The 23,384-nt window shown below is 54.6% G+C and carries 17 protein-coding genes; 11 read left to right on the top strand and 6 right to left on the bottom strand.

Going from position 1 to position 23,384, the window contains the following annotated elements:
- Window positions 1-25 precede the first annotated feature (25 nt).
- Window positions 26-2,161 (bottom strand): GNAT family N-acetyltransferase, encoded by a 2,136-nt coding sequence (locus SBG41_RS09020; RefSeq protein WP_317895213.1) that lies wholly within the window; start codon window positions 2,159-2,161, stop codon window positions 26-28.
- Window positions 2,162-2,514: 353 nt separating this feature from the next.
- Here SBG41_RS09020 and SBG41_RS09015 point away from each other — a divergent pair, with 353 nt between their 5' ends.
- Window positions 2,515-3,276 carry an ATP/GTP-binding protein gene (locus SBG41_RS09015; RefSeq protein ID WP_317895212.1) on the top strand — a complete coding sequence of 254 codons (762 nt, stop codon included), beginning with the start codon at window positions 2,515-2,517 and terminating at the stop codon, window positions 3,274-3,276.
- A gap of 80 nt (window positions 3,277-3,356) precedes the next feature.
- Here SBG41_RS09015 and SBG41_RS09010 read toward each other — a convergent pair whose 3' ends face one another.
- Together SBG41_RS09010 and SBG41_RS09005 are read right to left on the bottom strand one after the other, a co-directional pair.
- A complete protein-coding gene (locus SBG41_RS09010) occupies window positions 3,357-4,760 on the bottom strand; it encodes an NAD(P)-dependent malic enzyme (RefSeq protein ID WP_317895211.1) in 1,404 nt (467 codons plus the stop codon).
- Between the two features lie 114 nt (window positions 4,761-4,874).
- Entirely contained in the window at window positions 4,875-6,068 is a 1,194-nt protein-coding gene (locus SBG41_RS09005) for an SLAC1 family transporter (RefSeq protein WP_317895210.1), read from the bottom strand.
- A 181-nt stretch (window positions 6,069-6,249) separates the two neighbouring features.
- Here SBG41_RS09005 and SBG41_RS09000 point away from each other — a divergent pair, with 181 nt between their 5' ends.
- The 6 genes from SBG41_RS09000 to asd all read left to right on the top strand — a co-directional run bounded on the left by SBG41_RS09000 (window position 6,250) and on the right by asd (window position 13,214).
- Window positions 6,250-7,290 carry a homoserine kinase gene (locus SBG41_RS09000; RefSeq protein WP_317895209.1) on the top strand — a complete coding sequence of 347 codons (1,041 nt, stop codon included), beginning with the start codon at window positions 6,250-6,252 and terminating at the stop codon, window positions 7,288-7,290.
- Between the two features lie 2 nt (window positions 7,291-7,292).
- Window positions 7,293-8,408 (top strand): aminotransferase class I/II-fold pyridoxal phosphate-dependent enzyme, encoded by a 1,116-nt coding sequence (locus tag SBG41_RS08995; RefSeq protein WP_317895208.1) that lies wholly within the window; start codon window positions 7,293-7,295, stop codon window positions 8,406-8,408.
- Between the two features lie 121 nt (window positions 8,409-8,529).
- The gene (gene thrC / locus SBG41_RS08990) at window positions 8,530-9,738 is read left to right on the top strand and encodes a threonine synthase (protein WP_397470806.1); all 1,209 of its coding nucleotides are present in this window, start codon (window positions 8,530-8,532) and stop codon (window positions 9,736-9,738) included.
- 22 nt (window positions 9,739-9,760) lie between these two features.
- Entirely contained in the window at window positions 9,761-10,798 is a 1,038-nt protein-coding gene (locus SBG41_RS08985; protein ID WP_317895206.1) for a homoserine dehydrogenase, read from the top strand.
- Complete coding sequence (locus SBG41_RS08980; protein WP_317895205.1) at window positions 10,786-12,162, top strand: aspartate kinase; 1,377 nt, start codon at window positions 10,786-10,788, stop codon at window positions 12,160-12,162. The genes SBG41_RS08985 and SBG41_RS08980 overlap by 13 nt, the downstream gene beginning before the upstream one ends.
- On the top strand, window positions 12,147-13,214 hold the full coding sequence (gene asd, locus SBG41_RS08975; protein ID WP_317895204.1) for an aspartate-semialdehyde dehydrogenase: 1,068 nt from the start codon (window positions 12,147-12,149) through the stop codon (window positions 13,212-13,214). The genes SBG41_RS08980 and asd overlap by 16 nt, the downstream gene beginning before the upstream one ends.
- Here asd and SBG41_RS08970 read toward each other — a convergent pair.
- Window positions 13,211-14,011 carry an ACT domain-containing protein gene (locus SBG41_RS08970; protein ID WP_317895203.1) on the bottom strand — a complete coding sequence of 267 codons (801 nt, stop codon included), beginning with the start codon at window positions 14,009-14,011 and terminating at the stop codon, window positions 13,211-13,213. The two genes, asd and SBG41_RS08970, sit on opposite strands and share 4 nt — an antisense overlap.
- A 34-nt stretch (window positions 14,012-14,045) precedes the next feature.
- On the opposite strand from SBG41_RS08970, the gene SBG41_RS08965 reads away from it, so the two are divergent.
- From SBG41_RS08965 to carB, 4 genes are read left to right on the top strand one after another with little or no spacing between them, the layout of a single operon-like run.
- Window positions 14,046-15,239 carry an argininosuccinate synthase gene (locus SBG41_RS08965; RefSeq protein WP_397470756.1) on the top strand — a complete coding sequence of 398 codons (1,194 nt, stop codon included), beginning with the start codon at window positions 14,046-14,048 and terminating at the stop codon, window positions 15,237-15,239.
- 49 nt (window positions 15,240-15,288) lie between these two features.
- Window positions 15,289-16,695, top strand: coding sequence for a lyase family protein (locus tag SBG41_RS08960; RefSeq protein ID WP_317895202.1), 1,407 nt, complete (start codon window positions 15,289-15,291; stop codon window positions 16,693-16,695).
- Window positions 16,695-17,858 (top strand): glutamine-hydrolyzing carbamoyl-phosphate synthase small subunit, encoded by a 1,164-nt coding sequence (gene carA / locus SBG41_RS08955; protein WP_397470805.1) that lies wholly within the window; start codon window positions 16,695-16,697, stop codon window positions 17,856-17,858. The genes SBG41_RS08960 and carA overlap by 1 nt, the downstream gene beginning before the upstream one ends.
- A gap of 7 nt (window positions 17,859-17,865) precedes the next feature.
- Window positions 17,866-21,060 carry a carbamoyl-phosphate synthase (glutamine-hydrolyzing) large subunit gene (carB, locus tag SBG41_RS08950; protein WP_317895200.1) on the top strand — a complete coding sequence of 1,065 codons (3,195 nt, stop codon included), beginning with the start codon at window positions 17,866-17,868 and terminating at the stop codon, window positions 21,058-21,060.
- A 5-nt stretch (window positions 21,061-21,065) separates the two neighbouring features.
- Here carB and SBG41_RS08945 read toward each other — a convergent pair whose 3' ends face one another.
- Together SBG41_RS08945 and SBG41_RS08940 are read right to left on the bottom strand one after the other, a co-directional pair.
- The gene (locus SBG41_RS08945) at window positions 21,066-22,256 is read right to left on the bottom strand and encodes a glycosyltransferase (RefSeq protein WP_317895199.1); all 1,191 of its coding nucleotides are present in this window, start codon (window positions 22,254-22,256) and stop codon (window positions 21,066-21,068) included.
- 109 nt (window positions 22,257-22,365) lie between these two features.
- Complete coding sequence (locus SBG41_RS08940; protein WP_317895198.1) at window positions 22,366-23,304, bottom strand: lysylphosphatidylglycerol synthase transmembrane domain-containing protein; 939 nt, start codon at window positions 23,302-23,304, stop codon at window positions 22,366-22,368.
- Window positions 23,305-23,384 lie beyond the last annotated feature (80 nt).

The raw sequence follows: 23,384 nt of genomic DNA, 5'->3' as shown, positions 1-23,384 counted from the left end.
GGGGTCTCGGCACCTTGCCCATTCTTCACGGCGCTTGAGCTAAGCCCTTGTCCCGGTGGAGATGCCTCCTCATAGACCCGGCTGTTTCTCCGAAAGATAGGAGCTTCCTAAGCGCTTTTACTATCTTTGCTCTCGTCTCCACGATGCTTGCGCCCAGTATATCGGCTACCTCGTTAAGCGGTTTCCCTTGGAGAAGGTAGGCGACGAGAGATACTAGTTCGTCAAGTCCTAGCATGGATGCTGCTCTCGGAAGCAGCGATACTAGTAAAGCATAGGCAGCATAAGCCGCGTGTTCAAGCTTCTCGGGGTCTCTGAGAACCTTCTGGAGCCTCGCCTCATCATCGCTGGTTATAGGTATTGATAGTATGGGTTCTTGTTCTTTTATCGATTCTAGTATGCTAGCTATTTTCTCGGCCGATACGTCTCGGTAGAGAATGTGTGCAGCAAGGAGAAGCTCCCTAGTAAATGCTTCAACGAGTTCTTTGACCACGTTGCTTGCTGTCCCGCTAAGCGGCTTCACCATAGCTATGTTCTTCTCGCCCGTGACCTTGTTATAGCGCGGACTAATGTAGAACACCTTGTAGCCGTTGCGAAGCCAGAAGCCGAGCACATCATGCCTACCATATATCGTTGTTACAATGGGGTATCCTCTCTCAGCGGCCCTGCTTTCTATGAATGCTAGGAGCCTTGAGCCTATTCCGCGGCGCTGAAGCACTGGGTGAACAGCTATCCTGACTATCCTCGCGGCCCGTAGGTTTTCCTCGCTCCTTGCCAGTTGCTGGTTGATGAGCTGCAGCGTTATTCTGCCCTTCTCGGGGAGCCCGGGCTCCTCGTAGGCTACATCAGCTACTGCTACCAGTTTGCCGTTGATCTTCGCGGCCACGATCTCGTGTGTCGACGACTCTAATAGTGTTAGCAAATAGTCGGGCTCGGTGCGGTAGTGTGCCTCCCATAGAAGCGATACTATGTTGCGAACAAGCACCTTGTTCTCCGAGAGCTTATTCGGGTCAACAACTTCTACGTGGATGTCAGAAGTGTTTGTGCCCCGAGGCGGCTCCGGGTACTGGGGCTTAAGCACGAAGACCTTGTTGACCCATTCCTCAAGGGGGTCTCCTGGCGCGTAGCGTACTGGGCTCTGTAGTTCTACTCGGAGAAGCGGCTTAGGGAGAATGTTCTCGGCATAGTGTGCAAGGTAACGCCCAGCTCCTTCGTAGCCGTGGAGTGTTGTGGCTGCATAGATGCGTGAAGCTGTTTTACTGTATCTTCGAAGCCTAGCAACACCTACAGCAGCTGCCTCGTCAACAAATACTATTGGTTGGCGAACACTCTCATCGGGTCTACGCAGGGCTATGGATAAGTTGCGCGTGCTGACACGTTCTACGAGCTGCTTTCTCCTCTCCGTGACAAGCCTTAGGCCTAAGGCCTTGGAGGCCGCTGTGAATCCGCGGAAGAAGCTTTGGGCGGAGTAGATGCTGGGAGCAACCAGTACAGCCTCGCCCGCAAGACCTCTATACGCCTCATAGGCGGCTATTGCTCCTAGTAGGAAGCTCTTCCCCCTACCACGGTCACCGACCACGAGCAGTGATCTAAGACTTCGCTGGGCCCCGAGGTACTGGGAGAAGGCTCTCAACTGGTCCTCTGTCAGGAGCGCGGCAAGCCTCTTAGGCACATTGCTAGTCCTGGGTGCTCCTCTTATCTGAGAACCCGTCGCCCTAGGCCTTGGCAAATGCTCTGCGACCACGCGGCACTCGTCTTCATCGCTTAGCCATAGCAGCGACTCTGCCTCGGGAAAAGAACCCAATAGGTATCTACGATAACCTCCTCTGCCCCCTCGCGGGCCTGGATTCCACTCACTGAGCACAGGAGCAACTATGGCTAGAACGCCGCTGGCCTTGACGAGGCCAGCCAGTGCGGCCGCAGTGTTCGGAGAAAGAAGCCCAGAGGTAACGATTATCGCGTTACCCGCCTCGAAGCCTAGAAGCTCCCCGACGCCGCTAAAGGGCCTAGCTATGCATCCTGCCCCTTTGAGATCCTTTACGAGAAAATGCTCAACAGCGGCCACGCAGCCGTCGCGGTGCAGGAAGCTCGCCAGGCTCTGTGCAGCGTCTTCAATGCTCCTAGTATTTAGGACGAAGAGGCCTCGTAGCCCAGTTCTCTCCAAGTGCTTCTTGAACGCCTTGAGGCGTTCCGTACAACTCCTCTTCAGCGTAGTGCCCCTCAGAGCACTTTTCGTAATAAGAGAACGGTGGCGCCCGACGGGCCCCGCCTCCTCCCACGAGGGCCGGTTTCTACGGCCCCGTCGGCGGGGTGGAGCCCCATTTGCCTGGGGGAGCCCCGTAGCTCCATTGTTATTTTCTTTTATCTGCGGGGCTGGATTAAGCCTTGCCCCGGGGCAATAGATACACGTGGTGGCACAAGCGGCCCATCGCTGTGAACGATGTGTATCTCTGTTTTTATTGAGCCTCGTGTTGATTACTATAGAATTTTAACAGGGAGGCTGGGGAGGGGCTGGCCATGGGTAAGCTGATAGTTGTTTTCGTCGGCCCGGCGGGTTCCGGTAAGTCTTCGCTTGTTGCTGCATATTCTAAGTGGCTCCGTGAGGGGGAGATTCCCGTCTATACGGTGAGCCTTGACCCCGCAGCCGAGACTCTTCCATACGAGCCTGACTTCGACGTACGCAGGATTGTCGATGCGCGCGAGGTTGCTAGAAAGTATGGCTTAGGACCTAACGGTGCCCTCGTGAAATCTATGGAGATTATGGCTGAGCGTTTGAGCGACATTGTGGGTGCGATAGCGGGCGCTGACGCCGACTACGTATTGGTCGATACGCCGGGACAGATGGAGGTCTTCTTGTTCAGGGACCTAGCGTGGCGACTCTCGGAGGCATTGCAGAAAATTAGTCCAGAGACATATGCTCTCTTCGTCCTAGACGCCTCGGTGATAAGGGATCCCGCCGATTACGCGTTCTTAGCCGTCCTTGCTACTGCGGTTCAGCTGCGCTTAGGCCTCATAACGGCTCCTGTGCTCAATAAGGCTGACTTGGCCCCTAATACCGAGCTGCTAGGCGATATTACTCGCGACTTTGGGAGGGTAGCTAGACAGCTACGTGAGGCTAGGAGCCTCTACGCAGAAATGCTTAGGGAGACGCTGAGGGTGCTCCTAAAGTATAACAGGAGCGTTGCTGTTCCAAAGGTCTCCGCAATAACCGGTGAAGGCATCGAGGATCTACATAGACTCGTATTGGAGATGGGCTGTGGGTGTGGGGATCTAAGCTGACACTCTTTGGAGAAAAGGTAAACGGTATGAGTCTAGCCGAAGACGTGGTTTGCGAAAAAGGATAGGTAGGCAAAGAAGCCTTAATGTGCGTGGGCTGCTTCTTCCTTTTTCTTTTGTCTTAGCCCTTCTATGGCTCTTTCAACATCCTCGGGCATCTCTTTTATGAGCCCGGCTCTTAGCAGGGCCTCGTACTTTTCGAGCGTGGACTTGATTATCTTCTCGGCGATCTCGAGCTCCTCCTCATATGTCCTCTTGAGCCTGGCGACGCCCTGCTCCACGGCCTTCGCGGCAGTGGCTGCAGCAACTCTTGGGAAGACGTCGAACTCCTCCATAGTTGGTAGTATGTAGTCTTCGTGGAGGCCCTTCTCTTCCGCGAATTTTGCCAGCTCTTCTGCAGCAGCAATAGCCATCTCATCGGTTATCGTCTTTGCCCTCACGTCTAGCACTCCGCGAAATATCGGTGGGAACGCTAGGCTATTGTTCACCTGGTTGGGGAAGTCGCTCCTACCCGTGCCGACTATCCTAACACCTGCCTCCTTTGCCTCCCAGGGCCATATCTCCGGCACCGGGTTGGCCTCTGCGAACAATATACCATCCTTAGCCATCTTGGCGACCCATTCCTTCTTTATGACACCAGGCCCTGGCCTCGACGCCGCGACCACTATCTCTGCACCGTCGAGCGCTTCGGGTATGCCTCCGTTAACTGGGCCCTTCCAGCCACCATTGGTCTCCACTGCTATCTGGTACTTCCATGGATGCTCTTTCTTCAGCTTCTCGATATCTGGGCGGCCTGAATGAATGATCCCCTTAGAGTCAACGACAGTTATGTTCTTGGGCGGTACTCCATAGGCTTTCAGAAGCCTATAGAGAGCGATGTTTGCTGCACCCGCGCCTATCAGCGTTATTCTCGCCTTTCTCAGATCCCTACCCGTTAGCTTGGCCGCGTTTATTAGTCCTGCAAGCGTTACTGTTGCTGTACCCTGCTGGTCATCGTGCCAAACGGCTATATTGAGGCGCTTTCTCGCCTCATCGAGTATGTAGAAGCACTTAGGGCTCTCAATGTCCTCGAGGTTTATGCCGCCAAAGCTCGGCTCAACGAGTTCGAGTAGCTCTAGGAACTTCTCGGGATCACGAGCACGGTGGACGAGTGGCACGGCATCTACGCCGCCGAGAGCCTTGAATAGGAGAGCCTTGCCCTCCATAACGGGAAGGGCTCCCTCGGGCCCAATCTTGCCAAGGCCTAGTACGCGCGTACCGTCGCTGACGACTGCTATTGCGTTCCATCTCCACGTGTTATGGAATGTTTCATCCGGGTTCTCAGCGTCGTCCTTGGCGGGTCCTGCTACTCCGGGCGTATACCAGATCGAGTAATACTCCTGCTTTCCTATGGGAACCTTGGGGAGGACTTCTATCTTGCCCTCATAGTACTTGTGTAGGCGGCGAGCAATCTCATACCAATCTAGAGTCTTGTGCTCTTCTGTCATGAATAAATAGACACCTCGGAACTCCGTGTATGAGATGTGCAAGGATTAGGTAAAACATGTTGTGCCAGGCATGTCCAGCCGCTATTTATTGCTTGTACTTGGAGGGCTGCACCTCTAGGATTTAGGGCTAGCTGTCTTTTTGCTATCCTTGTTGCTGACGCCGTTGCCGGTCTTCTCGATATCATGTTCTAGTGGGTGAAGTATTGCTGGCAGTTTCTCTTCAGGGACACCTTTTAGCTCTTCTATACCGTAATAGATGCTAAGGATTGTTGTAACGAGGTACGATATCCATGTCAGTATGTACAGGAACCAGGCATAGTATACGAGCCACTTGTCCTCGGTGTGATGAAGGTACAAGTGTATAGTAGATATGGTGTAGGCTGCAAGTGGGAATACGAATGCCCACCAGCTTTCAGCGAACTCTACTTGTCGCTTTGCTAGATAGTCAACTGTTATTACGATTATTACTGCTAGTAGTAGTCCCGCTACTCCCCAGAACGTGTAGTAGAAGAAGTCAAAGAAGCTGGTCAATAGCTTCAATACTACGGGGCTTTGTTGTACTTCCTTGCTTGTACCGATTAGTACTCTGTATATATCGGGTGTGAAGCCGAGGAGGGCCTCATAGGAGAGTGGTATGACGGCTGGTGGTGCAAGGTTAATCCATGTTGTCGCCATTAGTCTTGGAGGCGGCGGGGAGTAGAAGATCGCGCGGTAGAGCCATATCGTGAAGAGTGCTATCCACATGACTGTCCCGGTGCCTAGGTATATCCCCATAAGGCTCTTAGAGACGTGTATGCCGTGCACACTGAGGACAGCACCAACATATGGTACCAGCACGTTTCCTACTGCCGGCATATACCATCCTGGATTCATATAACGGACTTCTATCCCGGGGTGCCTTTCCAGCCTATAAGTTATGATGATGAAGAGCACTGTGTGGATTACAAGGCCGATATAGAAGAGTAGTGCCGCAACCATTATGTTATTTAAGACGAGGCTCCAGTCGAGTGAGAGCAGCATAGTAGCTATTGGTATTACTGACAAGAATGGTCCTTGGACGGGGTGTCGCAGCATTTTTGTAAACGATTCCCAGCCTATGGCTATGCGTATCGCGTAAAAAATCGATATTACAATGTATGTTGCCGTGTTGATATAGGCTAAGATCATTGCCAGGTCTTTTAGTAGCGCTATGTGCTCTAGATTAGCGAGCGCGAAGCTTGAGAGTATAATAGCTGATGTTGCTAGGTTAAATGAGAACCATGTTACACTCATATTCCTTATTCGGTTAACGAGTTCCTTCGTGTTCATAGTTACAGGACCCTAGTTTACTGGCCACTCAGTTTAGGGCGGGTGGTTTAAATAAATTAAAGCACATAAATCAAGTCAAACATGTATTGTACGTGTTTATCGGGGTTGTGAAGCACTGGTTTAGATAATGTGACGTAGAGACAGGAGCGCTTCACAATGCTTAAGTGGTGTGGCAGCAGTAGTGAACAAATATACGCTTCTTCCATGTTGTCCGGCATACCTAGGTAGACACATGTTGCTCCGCAAACCTGGGGCTAGTTGCGCCAAGTCGAGGGCATACTCTAGTAGTGCCAACCTTGGGCCCGGCTTCGACGTACTAGCAGTAGCGCATACGGCGTTCTACGACGAGGTTGTTGTCTGTTTTTCGGAGTCGCGAGACTCATCGGTAGAGGTCGTAGAGGTTGAGGGCCCATATAGTAGGGAAAGTGGAGGAGCTGAGACAGCTAAAAAGGCGATAGAAGCGCTCATGAGGAGGCTCGGTATTGGCGGACTTGTTGAGATCAGGGTTTACAAGGGTATTCCTCCTGGACGCGGACTCGGTAGTAGCGGTGCTAGCGCTGCAGCAGCTGTTGCAGCCTTCTCCGAGGTGCTAAATCAGCGTGTACACCTTGGAGAGCTCGTGGAGGCGGCTGGCGAAGGCGAAGCGGCAGCTGCTGGGTCTCCGCACTATGATAATGTCTCGGCTAGCCTCCTCGGAGGCTTCGTCATAGTGGGCCAGCTCGGCGAGAGGCTTGTGGCTAAGCGAATAGTGCCTGGCGCTGAGCCCGTGTTCGCCATACTCGTGCCCGAGGACGCTATGCCCCAGAAGCACAAGACGAAATTCATGCGATCCGTCGTCCCAAAAAGTGTTCCTACATCAAGTGCTGCAAGAAACTTTGGCGGGGGAACCGCGCTCCTCATAGCAGGGCTTATTGAGGGAGACCTAGGCCTCGTAGGAGAAGCCATGATGGGTGACAGTATAGTTGAGAAGGCCAGGGCTAGGCACGTGCCTTGCTACAGCCGTGTACGCGAAGCTGCCCTTGCATATGGAGCACTGGGAGTAGCGCTAAGTGGTGCTGGGCCAAGCATGATAGCGTTGGCAGAGAATGAGGCCAAGGCGCGCCGGATAGCGGAGGCTATGCGCCAAGCGTACTTGGGGTGTGGTAAAGCTGAAGCTGTAGTTGCATCACTTGCTCCCGGTGCTCTTGAGCTAGTTGAGGAAATTGGCGAAGGTGGTGCATAGTATTGTTTGAAGAGTGTATTCCCCGGCATTGGGATGATGTTGTACCGCCCATTCATATCTCGGTGATTTATGCCTATCGCGGCGAGAGGTGGGACCCTGTAGAGGAGATAAAGTATGGGCGTGAAAACAATCCGACAGCCAAATTGCTCGAAGAGACGCTGTCGTGCATGGAGGGGGCCGGCTATGGCCTTGTATTCAACACGGGTATGGCATCGCTTTCGGCCATTCTCCACGAGCTTCGTCGCCACGGCAAAAAGGTTGCCATGGCTCGCCTGGTTTATGGGTCTACACGCCAGCTAGCAGAGCGTCTCCTAGGCAATGCTCTCTTCCTTGCCGGGCCTCCCTGGGATGAACTCCTATCCTTAGCGGACAAGGTTGATGCAATACTAGTTGAAACCATTGCTAACCCTACTCTGCGTGTTCCCCCGCTAAGTGAGCTCGCTAAGACTTGTAGTGGCAGGGATTGCATCCTCATAGTTGACAATACGTTTGCTTCGCCTGTGATCTATCGTCCACTGGAACGAGGCGCTGATATAGTTGTTGAGAGCCTTACGAAATACATAGCAGGGCACAACGATGTCCTAGGAGGATTTATTGGGTTAAGCGACGAGAAGCTCTACAGAGAGCTCTGGGAGTGGCGCAAGCTCCTAGGCAGCATAATCCAGCCCCTTGATGCCTACCTTGTCCTAAGAGGGCTACGAACACTCGAGCTACGCGTCCGTCGATCCTCGGAGACAGCCCTAGAGATTGCCCGCCGGCTTGAGGAGAGTGGCCTCGTAGAAAGAGTATACTATCCCGGCCTAGAGAGCCACCCTGACCACGAGAACGCTAAAAGGCTCTTCGGCAGCATCTTTGGTGGCGTATTGGCATTCGACACTGGTAGCAGAGAGAAGGCGCTGAGCTTACTGAGGAAGATAAGGCTCATAGTTCCTGCGCCTAGCCTTGGAGCCGTCGACTCCATAGCCTCTTACCCTTACGAGAGCAGCCATCGCGGACTCAGCTCTGAGGAGAAGGAAAGCCTAGGGATAACGCCGGGGCTCATACGGTTGAGCGTTGGAGTTGATGATGTGGAGGCTTTATGGAGCGAGCTTGAGAGGGTGCTGAAAACGGAGGGCTAAGTAGGGGAACACTTTAATACCTTAGCAAGAGCCCTACGCCCTTTTCGGTGAAGTGCTTGGATACGAGAAACAAGTAAGCAAACCCCCCTATAGTATCGCGTTTAGCTATGCGGATGTAAAGCTGCGCTGTATACAGTGCGGCAGAACCTATGATCCCCACCCGCGCCTCCTTCTCTGCCCTATGTGTCAAGGCTTGCTCGAAGTCGAGGTAGAGCCATACGAGTATCCATCGTGGAGTAAGTGGGCTCTCCGAAGCCCCGGCGTGTGGAGATATCTTGAGCTACTGCCACTGCCTCGCGGAGTTGAGCCAGTAAGCCTTGGCGAGGGATGGACACCGTTAACGAGGATAACAAACATTGGTGACTTGCACGGTGTAAACGTCTATGCTAAAAACGAGGGAGTTAATCCCACTGGGAGCTTCAAGGACCGCGGCATGACGGTTGCTGTTACGGTGGCTAAGGCCAGTGGGGCTCATGCAGTCATAGTCGCTAGTACTGGTAATACTGCTTCGAGTGCGGCAGCGTATGCCGCAAAGGCCTCTATGAGGGCTATCATAGTTGTTCCTAGGGGTAAGATTGCTCTCGGCAAGCTGGCTCAGAGCATCCTATACGGTGCAGTAATAGTTGAGATCGAGGGCAGCTTTGACCAGGCCCTAGAGGCGGTTCTGGAAGCTGTTAGGCAAGATCCGAGGCTCTATCCTCTTAACAGCTTTAACCCGTGGAGGCTCGAAGGCCAGAAAACCATTGCTTTTGAGATCGTTGAGCAGCTTGGCGGTGTACCCGACTGGGTCGTGGTCCCAGTAGGTAATGCTGGCAACATATCTGCTATATGGAAGGGCTTCCTAGAGCTGAAGCGCTACGGGTTAATCAACAAGCTGCCTCGAATGGTGGGGGTACAGGCTAGGGGCGCCTCGCCGCTCGCATCTGCTTGGAGAAGAGGCCTTTCTGAGCCCGTGTTCTTCGACCACCCGGAGACCGTTGCCACGGCTATAAGGATTGGTAGGCCTATTAACTGGCCGAAAGCGATGAGGGCTGTGAGGGAGAGCAAGGGCCTATTCATCGATGTGGATGACGACGAGATACTCTCCGCCCAGAGGCTCTTAGCGAGGCACGAAGGCTTGGCAGTTGAGCCAGCTAGCGCTGCTAGCTTGGCTGGTTTACTAAAGCTGAGAAAAGACAGGATTATCGAGAAGGGCGAGAAGGCAGTAATAGTGCTCACCGGCCACGGCCTCAAAGACCCGGATTCGATGATGGCTGCTGGAGCTACAAGACTTATAGCTAGGAATCCGGGTGAGGCAGTCAGAATAGTGACGAGTCTGTTAACTCGATAAGTTCAGTGAGGTGGGCAATGCATTGGCCCGCTTGCTCCGAATAGGTGTAGCAGGCTTTGGTAATGTTGGGAGAACCTTTGTGAAACTAGTCCTGGAGCGAGGAGACGAGCTCGGCCTCTGGAGCCAGGCACGTATAGTCTTCGTTGCGGATAGCCGCGGAGCAGCTGTCAGCCCAGATGGCCTCAGCCGCAAGGATTTGGAGAAAATGCTGGGTCTCCCACGAGGAAAAGTTTCTTCCCTTCAGGGCATAGGCTTGCCCGGTGTAAGCATAGACGAGATTCTCGAGGAGCCAGGCGTAGATATCCTCGTAGATATTACTCCGAGCACGTATCGCGGCGATCCGCCTCAGCTCAAATGGTATCTCCGCGTACTAGGCGCTGGAGGAGCAGTAGTCACAGCCGATAAGGCACCCATAGCCCTAAGGGGCCCCGAGCTGCTCCGGAAGAATGGTTGCCGCTTATTCTACAAGGCCACCGTAATGGCTGGTACACCTCTCATAGACTTACTCCGAGTAGGCCTCGTTGCTAGGAGAATAACCCGAGTACGGGGTGCGCTTAACGGTACAAGCAACTACGTATTGAGCATGTTAGAGAAGGGGTACTCGCTCAGCGAAGCCATTAAGGACGCGCAGGAGAAGGGCTACGCAGAGCCAGACCCGTCAACGGATCTCAAGGGCTTCGACCTCGCGGCCAAGGCGGCCATAGTGGCGTGTACCATCGGGCTAGGCTATACCTTCGACGATGTAGTGATAGCTGATGAGATAAGCGCGGAGGCCGAGGACCTCGTCCGCAGGGCTTCCGAGAAGGGCAAGAAGATACGCTATGTGCTCGAAGTACAGCGGGGTCAACGACCCGTTGTCCGCCTAGCAGAGCTGGAGCCAAGCGACCCTATCGCAGCCACTAGCGGCGCGTTAAACGTGGCGCATGTCGAGACAGAGGAGGCTGAGCCCATCACAGTCTATGGGCCTGGTGCAGGCCCCTTGGCTACTGCGAGTAGTTTGCTCAGCGACCTAGTGCTCGCGATAAGGGCTCTCCGAGGTGACGCTGGGTGCGAGGAGTAGTCGTTGCTAAGTTCGGTGGCTCTCTGCTCAAGGGGAGTGAGGGCTTCCTAATAGTGGCCGATGAGGTTAAGAAGCTACTAGGATTAGGTAGGCGGGTCGTCGTCGTAGTGTCGGCGATGAAGGGTGTAACCGACTCGTTAATAAGGGTTGTGGAGGCCGAGTGGGGCTGGGAGCAGCGGCTCAAAGAAATCCTCGCAATGTACCTCTCCGCCGCCCGCGGAGCCATTAGGAACCCTGCTATACTGTCCCAGGCCCTTGGCGAGCTAACAAGGCTCTTCGACGAACTATTCAAGCTAGTCTGGGCGGTCAAGGTGATAGGCGAGGCAACGCCCCACGCCAAGGCCTCGATAATAGCTTTCGGCGAGAGGCTCTCAGCTGCCCTGGCCTCAGCCGTGCTAAGAGACCAAGGAATGGACTCAAAGTGGCTCAGCGGCGGCGAGGCCGGCCTCGTCTCTAGCGGGAACGACTACTTCGACGCAGTCATAGACTATGAGGAATCCGCCAAGAACGTTCCATCGGTTATCGGTGAGCTGCTTGAGAAAAACGTAGTCCCGGTCGTCATGGGGTTTACTGCTAGGAATAAGGAGGGTAGACTCGTTCTCCTAGGGAGGGGCGGTAGCGACTATACGGCGACGCTTCTGGCCCGCTTCCTAGGCGCGGAAGAAGCTAGGCTTTACACTGACGTGGATGGCGTCTATTCGGGGGATCCGCGTTATATCCGGGGAGCGAACCACATACCGAGGCTGAGCTATGAGGAGGCAATGGAGCTCGCCCTCCTCGGCGCAAAGAAGATGCATCCACGCACATTTGAGCCAGTCAACAATACTGGGATCAAGGTTGTGATCACTAGGCCTGGCGCGAGTAAGGCGACGATTGTTGCCGATAACCAGGAGCCTCCGCCCGTTAAGGGGGTTGCAGCTCTCGAAAACATGGCGGCTGTGAGTGTTAGTGGAGGCGGCCTTGTGGAGAAAGTCGGTATTGCGGCGCATATAGCCTCGGTTGCTGCTAAGCTTGGGGTAAACATTAAGGCGATAATGCAGCCTCCGACAGAGACCAGGATAACCCTAATAGTGCGACGAGATAAGGCTGAGGCCTTGTCTAAGGCACTTAAGGCGGAGTTGTCGAGCCTCGGTGTAAGAGTTGAGACAACAAACGTCTCAGTTATAGGGATAGTAGGCTACGGCGTAAAAGAGCCAGAGATAAGTGCATCATTTCTCTCCGAGGCCTCTAGGCTGAACGGGGTGCGTGGTGCAATATGGAGCCCTGGTAGCCCCCTCCTATCAATCCTCGTAGAACCCTCGTATACCTGGCCCATAGCTCGTAGGCTCCACGAGGAGGTGGTCCAAAAATGGTGGATAAGGTAAAAGTCGCAGTCTTCGGCGCAACCGGTCTCGTGGGTCAACGGTTTGTCTCCCTTCTCGCAAACCACCCGTGGTTCGAGGTAGTGGAGCTCGCTGCGAGCAAGCAGCGTGCAGGCCAGCGCTACGCTGATACTGTCAACTGGGTTCTTGGGAGCAGTGTACCGGAGCCAGTTGCCGATATCCGTCTCAAGCCGGTTGACCCGGACGCGGTTGAAGAGGCGGAAGTAGTGTTCATAGCGCTCCCGAAAGAGGTCGCGGCAGAGGTAGAGCCCCTGCTGGCCAAGAGGGGCAAGATAGTTGTCTCAAATGCTAGCAACTTCCGCTTAGAGCCGGATGTCCCGCTGCTCAACCCGGAGATAAACCATGACCACATATTCTTGCTGAGAGAGCAGAGGCGGAGAAGGGGGTGGAGCGGCGCGATACTCAAGGTCCCTAACTGCAGCACAGCAATACTGACACTGAGCTTGAAGCCGCTCGTAGACAGCTACGGTGTCGAGAAAGTATTCGTTACCACGATGCAGGCCATAAGCGGTGCAGGGTTCAAAGGCGTCCCAGGGTATATGATCACCGATAACATTGTGCCATATATAAGGGGCGAAGAGGAGAAAATGATTAACGAGACGAAAAAGATCCTAGGCAGGCTAGAAGACGGCAAAGTTAGGCCCCTGGACATAGAGGTTTACCCGACGACGACACGCGTACCAGTGCTCGACGGGCACCTAGAATCAGTGCACGCTGTCTTAGCAAGGGAGCCGGGAAGCGTAGAGGAGGTTGAGAAAGTGTTCTCCGAGTGGCACTCACTTCCACAGGAAGCGGGACTCCCCACAGCTCCCGAGCAACCCATAGTCGTCCGCAGGGAGCCAGATAGGCCCCAGCCACGACTCGACCGCGACAACGGCAGAGGCATGAGCATAACAGTAGGGAGGATTAAGCTCTACGATAAAGGGCTGCTGCGCTACCTAGTGCTAGGCCATAACACGGTTCGCGGAGCTGCTGGCACTGGCGTCCTCATAGCAGAGCTGTACCACTACTACGTGTCAAAAGGCTTGCTTTAGGCCCCTCCGCTACCCTGTATTATTTTAGCCTCCTCTATAGCCGTGTTTAGGAGCTGAAACGCCTTCAAAGCATCGTCCGGGGACACCACTATTATTGTATCCGTATACACTGACTCTATCTGCTCAATGTTTATCTTGTTCCTGGCAAAGAGCCCGGTTATGTAGGCGAGGAACCCAGGGGTAGTTATGACGTCCCTCGGGCTCGCTATCACTATCACGGCGCGGTCCCTGCTAACCTCTATAACGGTGTCCCCGAGCCCGCTGAGGACCTTGTCAGCGTACTCCTTGCTAACAATGATCACTATCCCCGCAACGCTCTGCATTATGAACAAGAGCCTCGCCTTCCCCAACAGCTCGCCAAGAATATTGATGAGCCTGCTGAGGGCAGCGTGGCTAGCAACTACAACTGTCACACCCATCCTCAGCTCTATGGAGCTCCTAGCAAGGATTTGCTGAGGTATAGCCGCGCCGAGGCCAGCCTGGCCGCGCAGGCGCTGAGCATAGCGGATAAGAGCAGTCTTTATAGCGTCAACCGAGGCGCTCATGCCAGCCTCTTTCTCTACGAGCGGCTTAATCCTCCTCGCGGTTTCGGAGTAATTGGCTATGCCCCTGGCAAGGCATTCCTGGAGAACCGGGTCGGTGTCAACGATCCTCCTAACAATTGTTGACAAGTTCTGCGCAGACATGGCCCCTATACCTTCTTGGCCCTTCTTCTCTGTTCTATCTGGGTCTGGAGGCACCGGATACGTCTCTGACTTAAGAGTCTTTAGTCCCAGACGGGTCGCGCGCTTTAACAATTAGAATTAGGCCGGTGCAGCCAGGGCATATAAGTTGAGAGTAGTGCTCGCCTACTCCGGCGGCCTCGATACTTCAGCTATTCTTTTACTCCTAAGGGAGCAGGGCCACGAGGTAATAACGGTCACAGTCAATGTTGGACAAGAAGACGACATGGAGGGCGTTGAGGAGAAGGCCTACAAGCTCGGCGCCTACAAACACTACACCATTAACGCGGTAAAGGAGTTCGCCGAGAACTATGTGAGCAAGGCGATTAAGGCAAACGCTCTCTACGAGGACAAGTACCCCCTCGGCACGGCGCTCGCGAGGCCCCTGATAGCCGAGAAGGTAGCCGAGATAGCTAAGAAGGAGGGCGCCGACGCCGTTGCGCATGGCTGCACGTCTAAGGGCAATGACCAGGTACGCTTCGACCTCGTCCTCAAATACTACCTCGGCGACGATTACAAGATAATCGCGCCAGTAAGAGAGCTTGGACTAACAAGGGCAAAGTCGGCCGAGATTCTGAGGAAACACGGCTTTGAACCGCCAGGAGCCCACAAGAAGTACAGTATTGACGAGAACCTTTGGAGTAGGAGCATTGAGGGCGGAGAGCTTGATGATCCTTCGGCCGAGCCCCCCGAAGACGCTTTTGCCTGGACCGTTCCCCCCGAGAAGGCCCCCGAGGAACCCTTGGTCCTAAAGGTCTCGTTTAGGAACGGCATACCTGTTGCAATAAACAATGAGAAGATGGATCTCGAGAAGATAGTGAAGCTCCTCAACCGCTTGCTGGGTCTACACGGCTACGGCAGGATAGACCACATAGAGAACCGAGTAGTAGGGCTCAAGAGCAGGGAGGTCTACGAGGCGCCAGCAGCGCTAGCCCTCATAGAGTCGCATAGGGACCTCGAGAAGCTCGTGTATACCCCTAAGGAGCTGAGATTCAAGAAGCTCCTTGACCAGTACTGGTCCGACCTAGTCTACCAAGGCCTCTGGGTAGAGCCGCTAAGGCTAGTCATAGAGAAAGCCATTGATGAGCTAAACAAGTGGGTCAGCGGCGACGTCGTGATGAAGGTGTACAAGGGCTCTCTCCGAATAATTGGCAGGAGTAGCGAGTACACCGGATACAGCGAGAAACTAATCGACTACGACACAGGGTGGTATCCTAGCGCCGAGGAGGCTGAGGGCTTCATAAAGATATGGGGGCTCCATAGCCTAGCAGCCGCCAAGGCCCGAGGCCTAAACAATCTCTAATCCATCCGGGGATCAGCGACAAGCCAATATTGTGGACGATGTGGACGCTATGCCGAAGTATAGGGCCTTAACAGGAATAGGCAGCGACAGCCTTGTATACGAATATACCTCCAGCCTCAGCCACGACAAGTTCATAGAAAAACACGTAGCCTTCGTAGTGGCGGCGCACTTCGCACACCTCTACGAAAAAGGCCTCGTGCCGCGTGAAGCAAGCTGCCGCGTAGCATCCGCCCTACTAAGACTCCTAGATTCGAAAACATCTATGCTTACAAGCGACGGGTTTGAAGACGTCTTTGAGGCCCTTGAGGACTTTCTCGAGAAGGAGACCGGAGGTGCTTCCAAGTACATCTGGCTGGGTAGGAGTAGAAATGACCACGTCTCGGCAGCTCTCCGCCTATATGCGTTGGAGAAGGGCATAGAGCTCGTAAGTCTCCTCCTCGAGGCAAGGAGGGGCTTGCTCACTATTGCGCAAAAGCAGGGACACGTACCCCTTGTTCTTCACACTCATCAGCAACCGAGCCAGATAGGCAATGTCGCGTGCCTAGTGCTTGGCTGGGAAGAAGCACTAGCCTCGGCCACGAGGCTCTTGGTTGCCAGCCTGGGCTTGGCAGCGAGGTCTCCTCTCGGAGCGAGTGCTGGGGCAGGCACGCTTGTACCAATAGACCCGGAGAGGCTCTCGGAGCTAGTAGGGCTGCAAGGCACCCTCAACAGCGTCTATGGCGCAGGGAGCAGGTTCGATATAGAAGCCGTGGCGGCAGCTGCTGCACTCTTCCTTGCAGAGGCATCCCGTATAGCTGCAGACCTTATAACCTACTCGTCCCCCTACATCAGGGTAGTGATCCTACCCTCGAGCCACGTGGCAACGAGTAGCGCAATGCCTCATAAGCGTAACCCTGTTACGCTCGAAGTCCTACGCGCACATGGTGCGCGGGCGGCCGGGTACCTAGCGGCAATGCTCTCGATAGGCCATGGGCTTCCCTACATCTATAACCTCGACTTGCAGGAAGCCAATCCACTCCTATACTCGATACTCAGCGACGCGGTAAGCGCTGCAAGGATCCTCGCGGATCTATTCAAGGGGCTTGTGTTCGACGAGGCGAGGGCAAGGGAGCTTGTGGATAGGTACGGGGCGGTTAGTGTTGAGGTTGCTGAGAAGATTACACTAGAGACTGGTAAGCCTTTTAGGGAGGCATACGCAGAGGCAGCCAAGCTTCTTAGAGAGAAGGGGCAGGTACAGCTCGCTACCGAGTTCTTTGGGGGCGATTGGGCCGAGAAGCTCCTGGAGGAGAGGAAGACTGGGTGCATGAAGAAGATGAGCCTGGGTAGGCTAGAGGCCCGGATAGCGATGGACAAGGAGGAGATCGGTAGGCTAGAGGCCGTGCTCGACTCAGCCAGGCAGAGAATTGAAAGCTTTCTCGAAGAGGTGGCGAACAGTTGCCCACCGCTCCAAAAATAATCCACAAGTACCCCTTCCTCCGATGCCCCCGAGGCCTTTGTTCCCGCCTCCTCCTCGCCAATGGTGTCGGCTTCGAAGGCTGCGGCTTCGGTTCTCCCCGCACGGTTGTCGGAGAAGCAGTATTCACGACCGCGATGACCGGATACCCTGAAAGCTTGACGGATCCGAGCTACCGGGGCCAAATACTCGTAGAGACGCATCCAATGATAGGCAACTATGGCGTCCCATCACGTAGCAGAAATGTGGCAGGCATACCGCTCGACTACGAGTCAGACAGTATCCAGGTGGAAGGCTTCGTCATAGCAGAGCTGCCCAAGCCCAGTCACTACGCCTCAGTAATGAGCCTAGACGAGTGGTTCAGGAGCGAAGACAAGCCAGGCATGTACCGCATAGACACAAGGCTCCTAGTGAGGATTCTCCGCGAACACGGAGTCGTAATGGCAGTCCTCGCCACGTTCCCCTGCGATAACCCCGTTTCCTGGGAGGAGCTAGCAGAGACCCTTAGGGAATCCAAAACGTACGACGAGAACCTCTACGCGCTAAGCGTTACACCGCAGAAGCCAATAACGCACCATCCAGGCAGGAAACCAGTCGCACGCATCGCGGTTCTCGACTGTGGAATAAAGTATGGGATTCTGCGCCAACTGCTCCTCCGCGGGATAGAGATCACACGCTATCCTTGCTGGGCACGGAGCGACGAGCTAGTTGAGAACTATGACGGCGTATTGCTGAGCAACGGGCCAGGTAATCCTGTCCTGCTAAAACAGCAAGCAGAGACTGCCGCCAGGGTCGCCACCAGCGGCAAGCCGGTACTCGCGATATGCCTTGGCATGCAGCTGCTGAGCATCGGCCTAGGCGCAGAGACGTATAAGCTCCCCTACGGCCATAGGGGCGTAAACAAGCCGGTCATAGACCTCGAGACCGGGAAGTGCTACATAACAACCCATAACCATGGCTACGCGGTGCGAGTCGAAAGCCTCGAAGGAACCGGGCTAGTCCCCTGGTTCCGCCAACCCGACGACGGGACGCTCGAGGGGGTAAAGACGAGAGACGGCCTCGTTCTCGCCACCCAGTTCCATCCAGAGGCGGGCCCCGGGCCATGGGACTCCACATGGGTCTTCGACCTCTTCTTGAAAAACGTTCTGAGAGTCAAGGAGAGGTGAACGCTTATTGCCAAGGAGAATAGATGTGAGAAAAGTCCTCGTGATAGGAAGCGGTGCGATAAAGATAGCAGAGGCGGCAGAGTTCGACTATAGCGGTAGCCAGGCGCTCCGAGCCCTGCGCGAGGAAGGCATCGAGACCGTTCTCGTAAACCCGAATATCGCAACAATACAGACCAGCTACAAGCTCGCAGACCACGTCTACTTGGGCCCCCTGCAGCCCTGGTTCCTCGAAAAAGTCATTGAGCGTGAGAGGCCGGACGGCGTCCTACTGGGCTTTGGCGGCCAAACAGCTCTCAGCCTAGGAGTAGAGCTTTACCGGCGAGGCGTCCTCCAGCGCTATGGAGTAAAAGTCCTAGGCACATCGGTCGAGGGTATCGAGAAGGCTCTTTCAAGGGCAAAGTTTAGAGCAACTATGGAGGGGGCTGGGCTCCCAATACCTCCAAGTGTTGCCGCGAAGAGCAGGGAGGAAGCGATAAGGGCTGCAAAGAAGATAGGATTTCCCGTAATAGTGCGTGTTAGCTTCAACCTTGGTGGTGGCGGCAGCTTCGTGGCCTGGAGCCTCGGGGAGCTCGAGGAGAGAATCGACCGCGCCTTCGCCTCGAGCGGGATACGGGAGGTGCTTGTTGAGCGGTATCTGCATCACTGGAAGGAGATAGAGTACGAGGTTGTGAGAGACCAGTACGGTAACTCTGTCGCAGTAGCCTGCCTCGAGAACCTCGACCCAATGGGCGTGCATACTGGCGACTCAGTCGTAATAGCTCCGTGTCAGACGCTCACGGATCAGGAGTACCAGTTGCTTCGCCAAGCCTCTCTACGCGTTGCAGAGGCAATAGGCCTTGTAGGCGAGTGTAACGTACAGCTAGCGCTTAATCCGAGAAACAGCTGGGACTACTATATAATTGAGACCAATCCGCGTATGAGCAGGAGCAGTGCACTAGCCAGCAAGGCCACGGGGTATCCACTTGCATATATCGCAGCGAAGCTCGCGCTAGGCTACAGCCTATACGAGCTCCTCAACAAGGTTACTGGTCGGACATGTGCCTGCTTCGAGCCAAGCCTAGACTACGTCGCGGTCAAGATGCCCCGCTGGGACCTAGAGAAATTCCTCGGCGCGGAGAAAAGCATTGGCAGCGAGATGAAGAGTATCGGAGAAGTAATGGCTATTGGCAGAAACGTTGCCGAGGCGTTGCAGAAAGCAGTAAGGATGCTCAATATAGGCGAGCCAGGCCTCGTCGCTGGCCCCATGTACGAGGAGGAAGAGAGTCTTGAATCAGTCCTAGACAGGCTCAAGAGGAGGGAGCCGTACTGGCCTATCCTCGTAGCCAAGGCTCTGAGGCTCGGTGCCCGGCCCGAGGAAATACACGAGGCAACTGGTGTTGATCCTTACTTCATCTACGAGATTGGGCGCGTAGTGAGACTAGCAGAGGAGCTGAGAAGACATAGGCCCGGGGAGCCGGGCATCGACGAACTCATAGCTGAGGCGAAGAGGCTTGGCTTCAGCGACGAGCAGATAGCCAGCCTAATGGGTGCCGGCGAGGACGAGGTAAGGGAGTTCAGGAAGAGGATTGTTGGCCGATCCCGGGTAAGGAAGATAGACACGTTGGCTGCAGAGTGGCCTGCTGAGACAAACTATCTCTACACGACCTACAACGCGTTTGACGACGAGGCGCTCGGCGACAAAGGAGACAAGATAATTGTCCTAGGTGCCGGTGTCTTCCGGATAGGCGTGTCCGTGGAGTTCGACTGGGCTGTCACAACCTTCTCCGAGGAGGCCCGGAAGCTGGGCTACCGAGTAGTGGTTGTCAACTATAACCCGGAGACGGTCTCTACTGATTGGGATGTGAACGATAAGCTCTACTTCGAGGAGATTAGTGCAGAGCGTGTACTAGATATCTATGAGGCTGAGAGGCCGCTGGGTGTTGTAGCGTTCCTGGGCGGGCAGCTGTCTAACAATATTGCTAAGCGGCTCGAGGAGCTAGGTGTAAGGCTCATCGGGACAAGCGGGGAGAGCGTGCACCGCGCAGAACACCGTGCATTGTTCTCGGAGCTGTTGGAGAAGCTTGGTATTAGGCAACCCGAGTGGACTAGTGCAACGAGTATCCGCGATGCTCTATTGTTTGCCGAGCAGGTGGGGTTCCCGGTACTGGTTAGGCCGAGCTATGTGCTTAGCGGCGCCGCGATGAGCATTGCCTATAACGAGGAGCAGCTAATAAGCTACCTGCGGCGCGCTGCCAAGGTGTCGCCGCGCTACCCTGTAGTAATTTCAAAGGTTATTGATGGAGCGATAGAGGCAGAGATCGATGCTGTCGGCGACGGAAAGGCGGCCGTGGGTGCCGTTATTGAGCACGTGGAGCCCGGCGGTGTCCATAGCGGCGACTCAACAATGGTGTTGCCGTGGTTTAGGCTAAGGGAGAGCCATGTTGGCGAGATGGTTAAGATAGCGGCGACGCTCAACGAGGTACTGGGGATAAGGGGGCCCTTCAACATACAGTTCCTTGTGAAGAATGGCGGCGTCTATGTTGTCGAGCTAAACCTTAGGGCCAGCAGATCGATGCCATTTACCAGTAAGGTTACCGGCTACAATCTCATGTCGGCAGCCGTTAGGGCGGCTCTAAGAGGGAGCATAGGCGTAAGGGAGGACTTCAAGCTGCTAAGGCCAAGAGGCTACTACGGTGTGAAGTCTCCACAGTTTAGCTGGAAGAGGCTCCGAGGCGCATACCCCGGCCTAGGCCCCGAGATGAGGAGTACAGGAGAGGTCGCATCGCTCGGAGACACCTTGGAAGAGGCTCTTCTCAAGAGCTGGCTGAGCGCAGAGGGAAACAAGTACCCAAAGAGGGGAGGCAAGATAATAGTCTATAATCCTACGGGGAGAAAGGAGCCTGCCCTAGAAAGGGCTGCCATGCACCTATTAGAGGCAGGGTACCAGGTCTACACCGTTGAGTCCATGAACACCGATACGTTGCCGGAAATACCCCTAGGAAAAGCCGTGGAAATGGTCAGAGAGGGTAGAGTGGAGCTAGTAGCGACGACTGGGTACGCGCCAGACCGGGACTACTGGCTCCGGAGGACGAGTATAGACTTCAACGTGCCAGTAGTTCTTGACGCGTGGCTTGCCGAGTACCTTGCGAAAGCAATAAGGCTCTATACCCCCGACAAGCTCAAAGCGCTAGAGCTGAAAGAGTATTATCAGCGAGTGGGCTAAGGCCGCTATTTTTCGCCCAACATTCCCGACAGTATAGAGGCAGTCCTCTCTACGCCGTTACAAAGGCCCGTAGGAGGCCTAGGCGGCGAGGAAATAGCCCTAAGCACTGCCCCGGCGAGTCTCTCCCCGTTGCACCGGTCTTCTCTCAACACTGGGTAGCCGAAGCGCCTCTCCATGTCGCGGGCGATTTCTTCCTGCTCAAAATGCCTCCTTATAGGTATGAGGACAGCTGGCTTGCCGAGGCAAAGGAGGTCAGCCGTAGTTGTCCTCCCAGCACGCGTCACGAACACGTCGCCAGCCGCGTAGTATGTGAGCAGTCGCGGAGCAGTCTCCTCTAGGACCTCTATGTAGCTGCTTCTCGGGCGCCACTTGGTGCGCGGCCCAGGCACGGCGACGAAGCGCACCTCTCTGCCTAGCCGCTCTCTAAGCATCTTTGCTGCGGTCTCTGCACCCTCATCTATGCAGTCTAGGAGTGGCTTACTCCTTGTAGATGTGCCTCCAACACTAATAACCACTACTAGTTCGTCGCCTGTTACGCCGAGTCTCCTCCTAGCCTCGTTCCGCGAAGGAATCTCTTCTGGTAGAAAGCTCGTCACGTACCCGGTGGGTATCGTGTTCTTCTCTATCCAGTCCGTAAGCCTCTCGCCGAACAGCCCGTACCAGCGCTTGCCCCGGAGAGTTTCCGGGTCGTTGAGGAAGAGCAGCTTTTTGAAGAGGGGGAGCGTCTTTTTGAAATAATTATTGAGTATCAAGCTCATGAAGGAGTCAACAGGGTTGAGGCTATACGGTTTGTATAGTATATCGGTCCCGAACACTATTCTCTTCTTAACCTCCAAGGGAGCAGAGTAGACGGCTTCCCAGAACTCGTCGGCGAACACTAGGTCATAGTCCTCGGCTAGGAGTTTTTCTACGACCTCATAGTTCCTCCGAAGAACCTGGAGCCTGGCCCCGAGTTCGCGGAGCCCACGTATAGCGCCGTTATACAGGTCCTCTATGGTCTTAGAGAAGCTCTCAAGCTCCAAGCACTCTTCGCGCACGCTTTCACCAAGCAGCTGGAGAAAGCTCCTCACAGGCTCAGCACTGCACCACTCTACCCGAATACTCGGCACCATGCGGCGCAGTGCAAGCGCTACGGCATAGTCGCGTGTGACGTGGCCCAGCCCTACATGGGATGGCAGGAAGAGGACGCGGGGCACCTCCTTACACCCGTGGACATGTGAGTGTTGTTCACGTATGGGGGCTGTGTGTCAGCCACACTAGGGCACATCACTGCGTAGTTGATCAGCATTGCTACCCTTCATCACTTTACACCTTGTCCGGCCTGTTTCCAGAGCCATGCTTGTCTCTCTGAATCCTTTTTAGGATAACCGAGCCACCCCCAATAATCCCTGCAAGCAGCCCTGTCACAGTGCCTATCACGTAGGATACTATTCTCTCTACAAGAGTTATCGCCAACGCCTTCTCCGGTGGTGCTCCAAGCGATATGAAGAGCGCCGTCAACGAGCCCTCAATAATCCCCACGCCTCCCGGCGTGATTGTCAGAATTGATATAACGGTATATGCTATGGTTACTAGGATGAAGCTGGCAAGGCTGCTGCTCCAGCCAACGCTTAGCGCGGTGAAATAGAGGCGTATTGCTATAACTATCCAAGTGAACAAGCTGATGAGTGTCGTAGCAGTAATGACTATTTTGTCGCTTGCTAGTATTTCGAGGGCCCTGAGCTCGCTATCCGAGACTTCTAGGTCGTGTCCCCGCTTGCGAGCATACTCAACAATATAGCTGATTACGCGGTCCCAGTACTTTATGGCGACAATTATCCCGGCAACGGTTAAGGCTATGGTGACGACAAGGTATGCTAATAGGCTCTTGGAGCCAGCTGCCTCCGGTATCATTAGCAACGCCATAGCCGCCAAGGGAGCTGCTTCAACGATCTTGTCGAAGATGATGCCCGCTACGACGCCTATGGCCCTCTCCCCTATCTTTAAGTAGATGTAGGCGGCGCGCGCAGCCTCGCCGACTATTCTGAAGCTCGTAGTTATGTTGTTAACTGCTACAGCGAACAGGTTCGCAACAAATATGTCTAGCAGCGATGCCCTAATATCAAGTCGTACAAGGATTATGTAAAGCCGTATAGCGTAGAGAAGGGAGACAAAGTAATAGAGCAAGATAGATATTGTAAGGTACACTGGGTCGGCGCTGCCCAGTACGGTAAACACTTCGCCGATGAACTCTGCTATGCTCACCAATCATCTACCAGGCATGCTAGCCAAAGAGTAGGCAGCACCAAGGGATACTTCACGGCTATATAGCCTCTATACAAGCC

The organism is Pyrofollis japonicus (genome assembly GCF_033097485.1).
Taxonomy (GTDB): domain Archaea; phylum Thermoproteota; class Thermoprotei_A; order Sulfolobales; family Pyrodictiaceae; genus Pyrofollis; species Pyrofollis japonicus.
The sequence above is the reverse complement of the archived record's forward strand: the minus strand, read 5'-3'. Positions and strand labels throughout refer to the sequence as shown.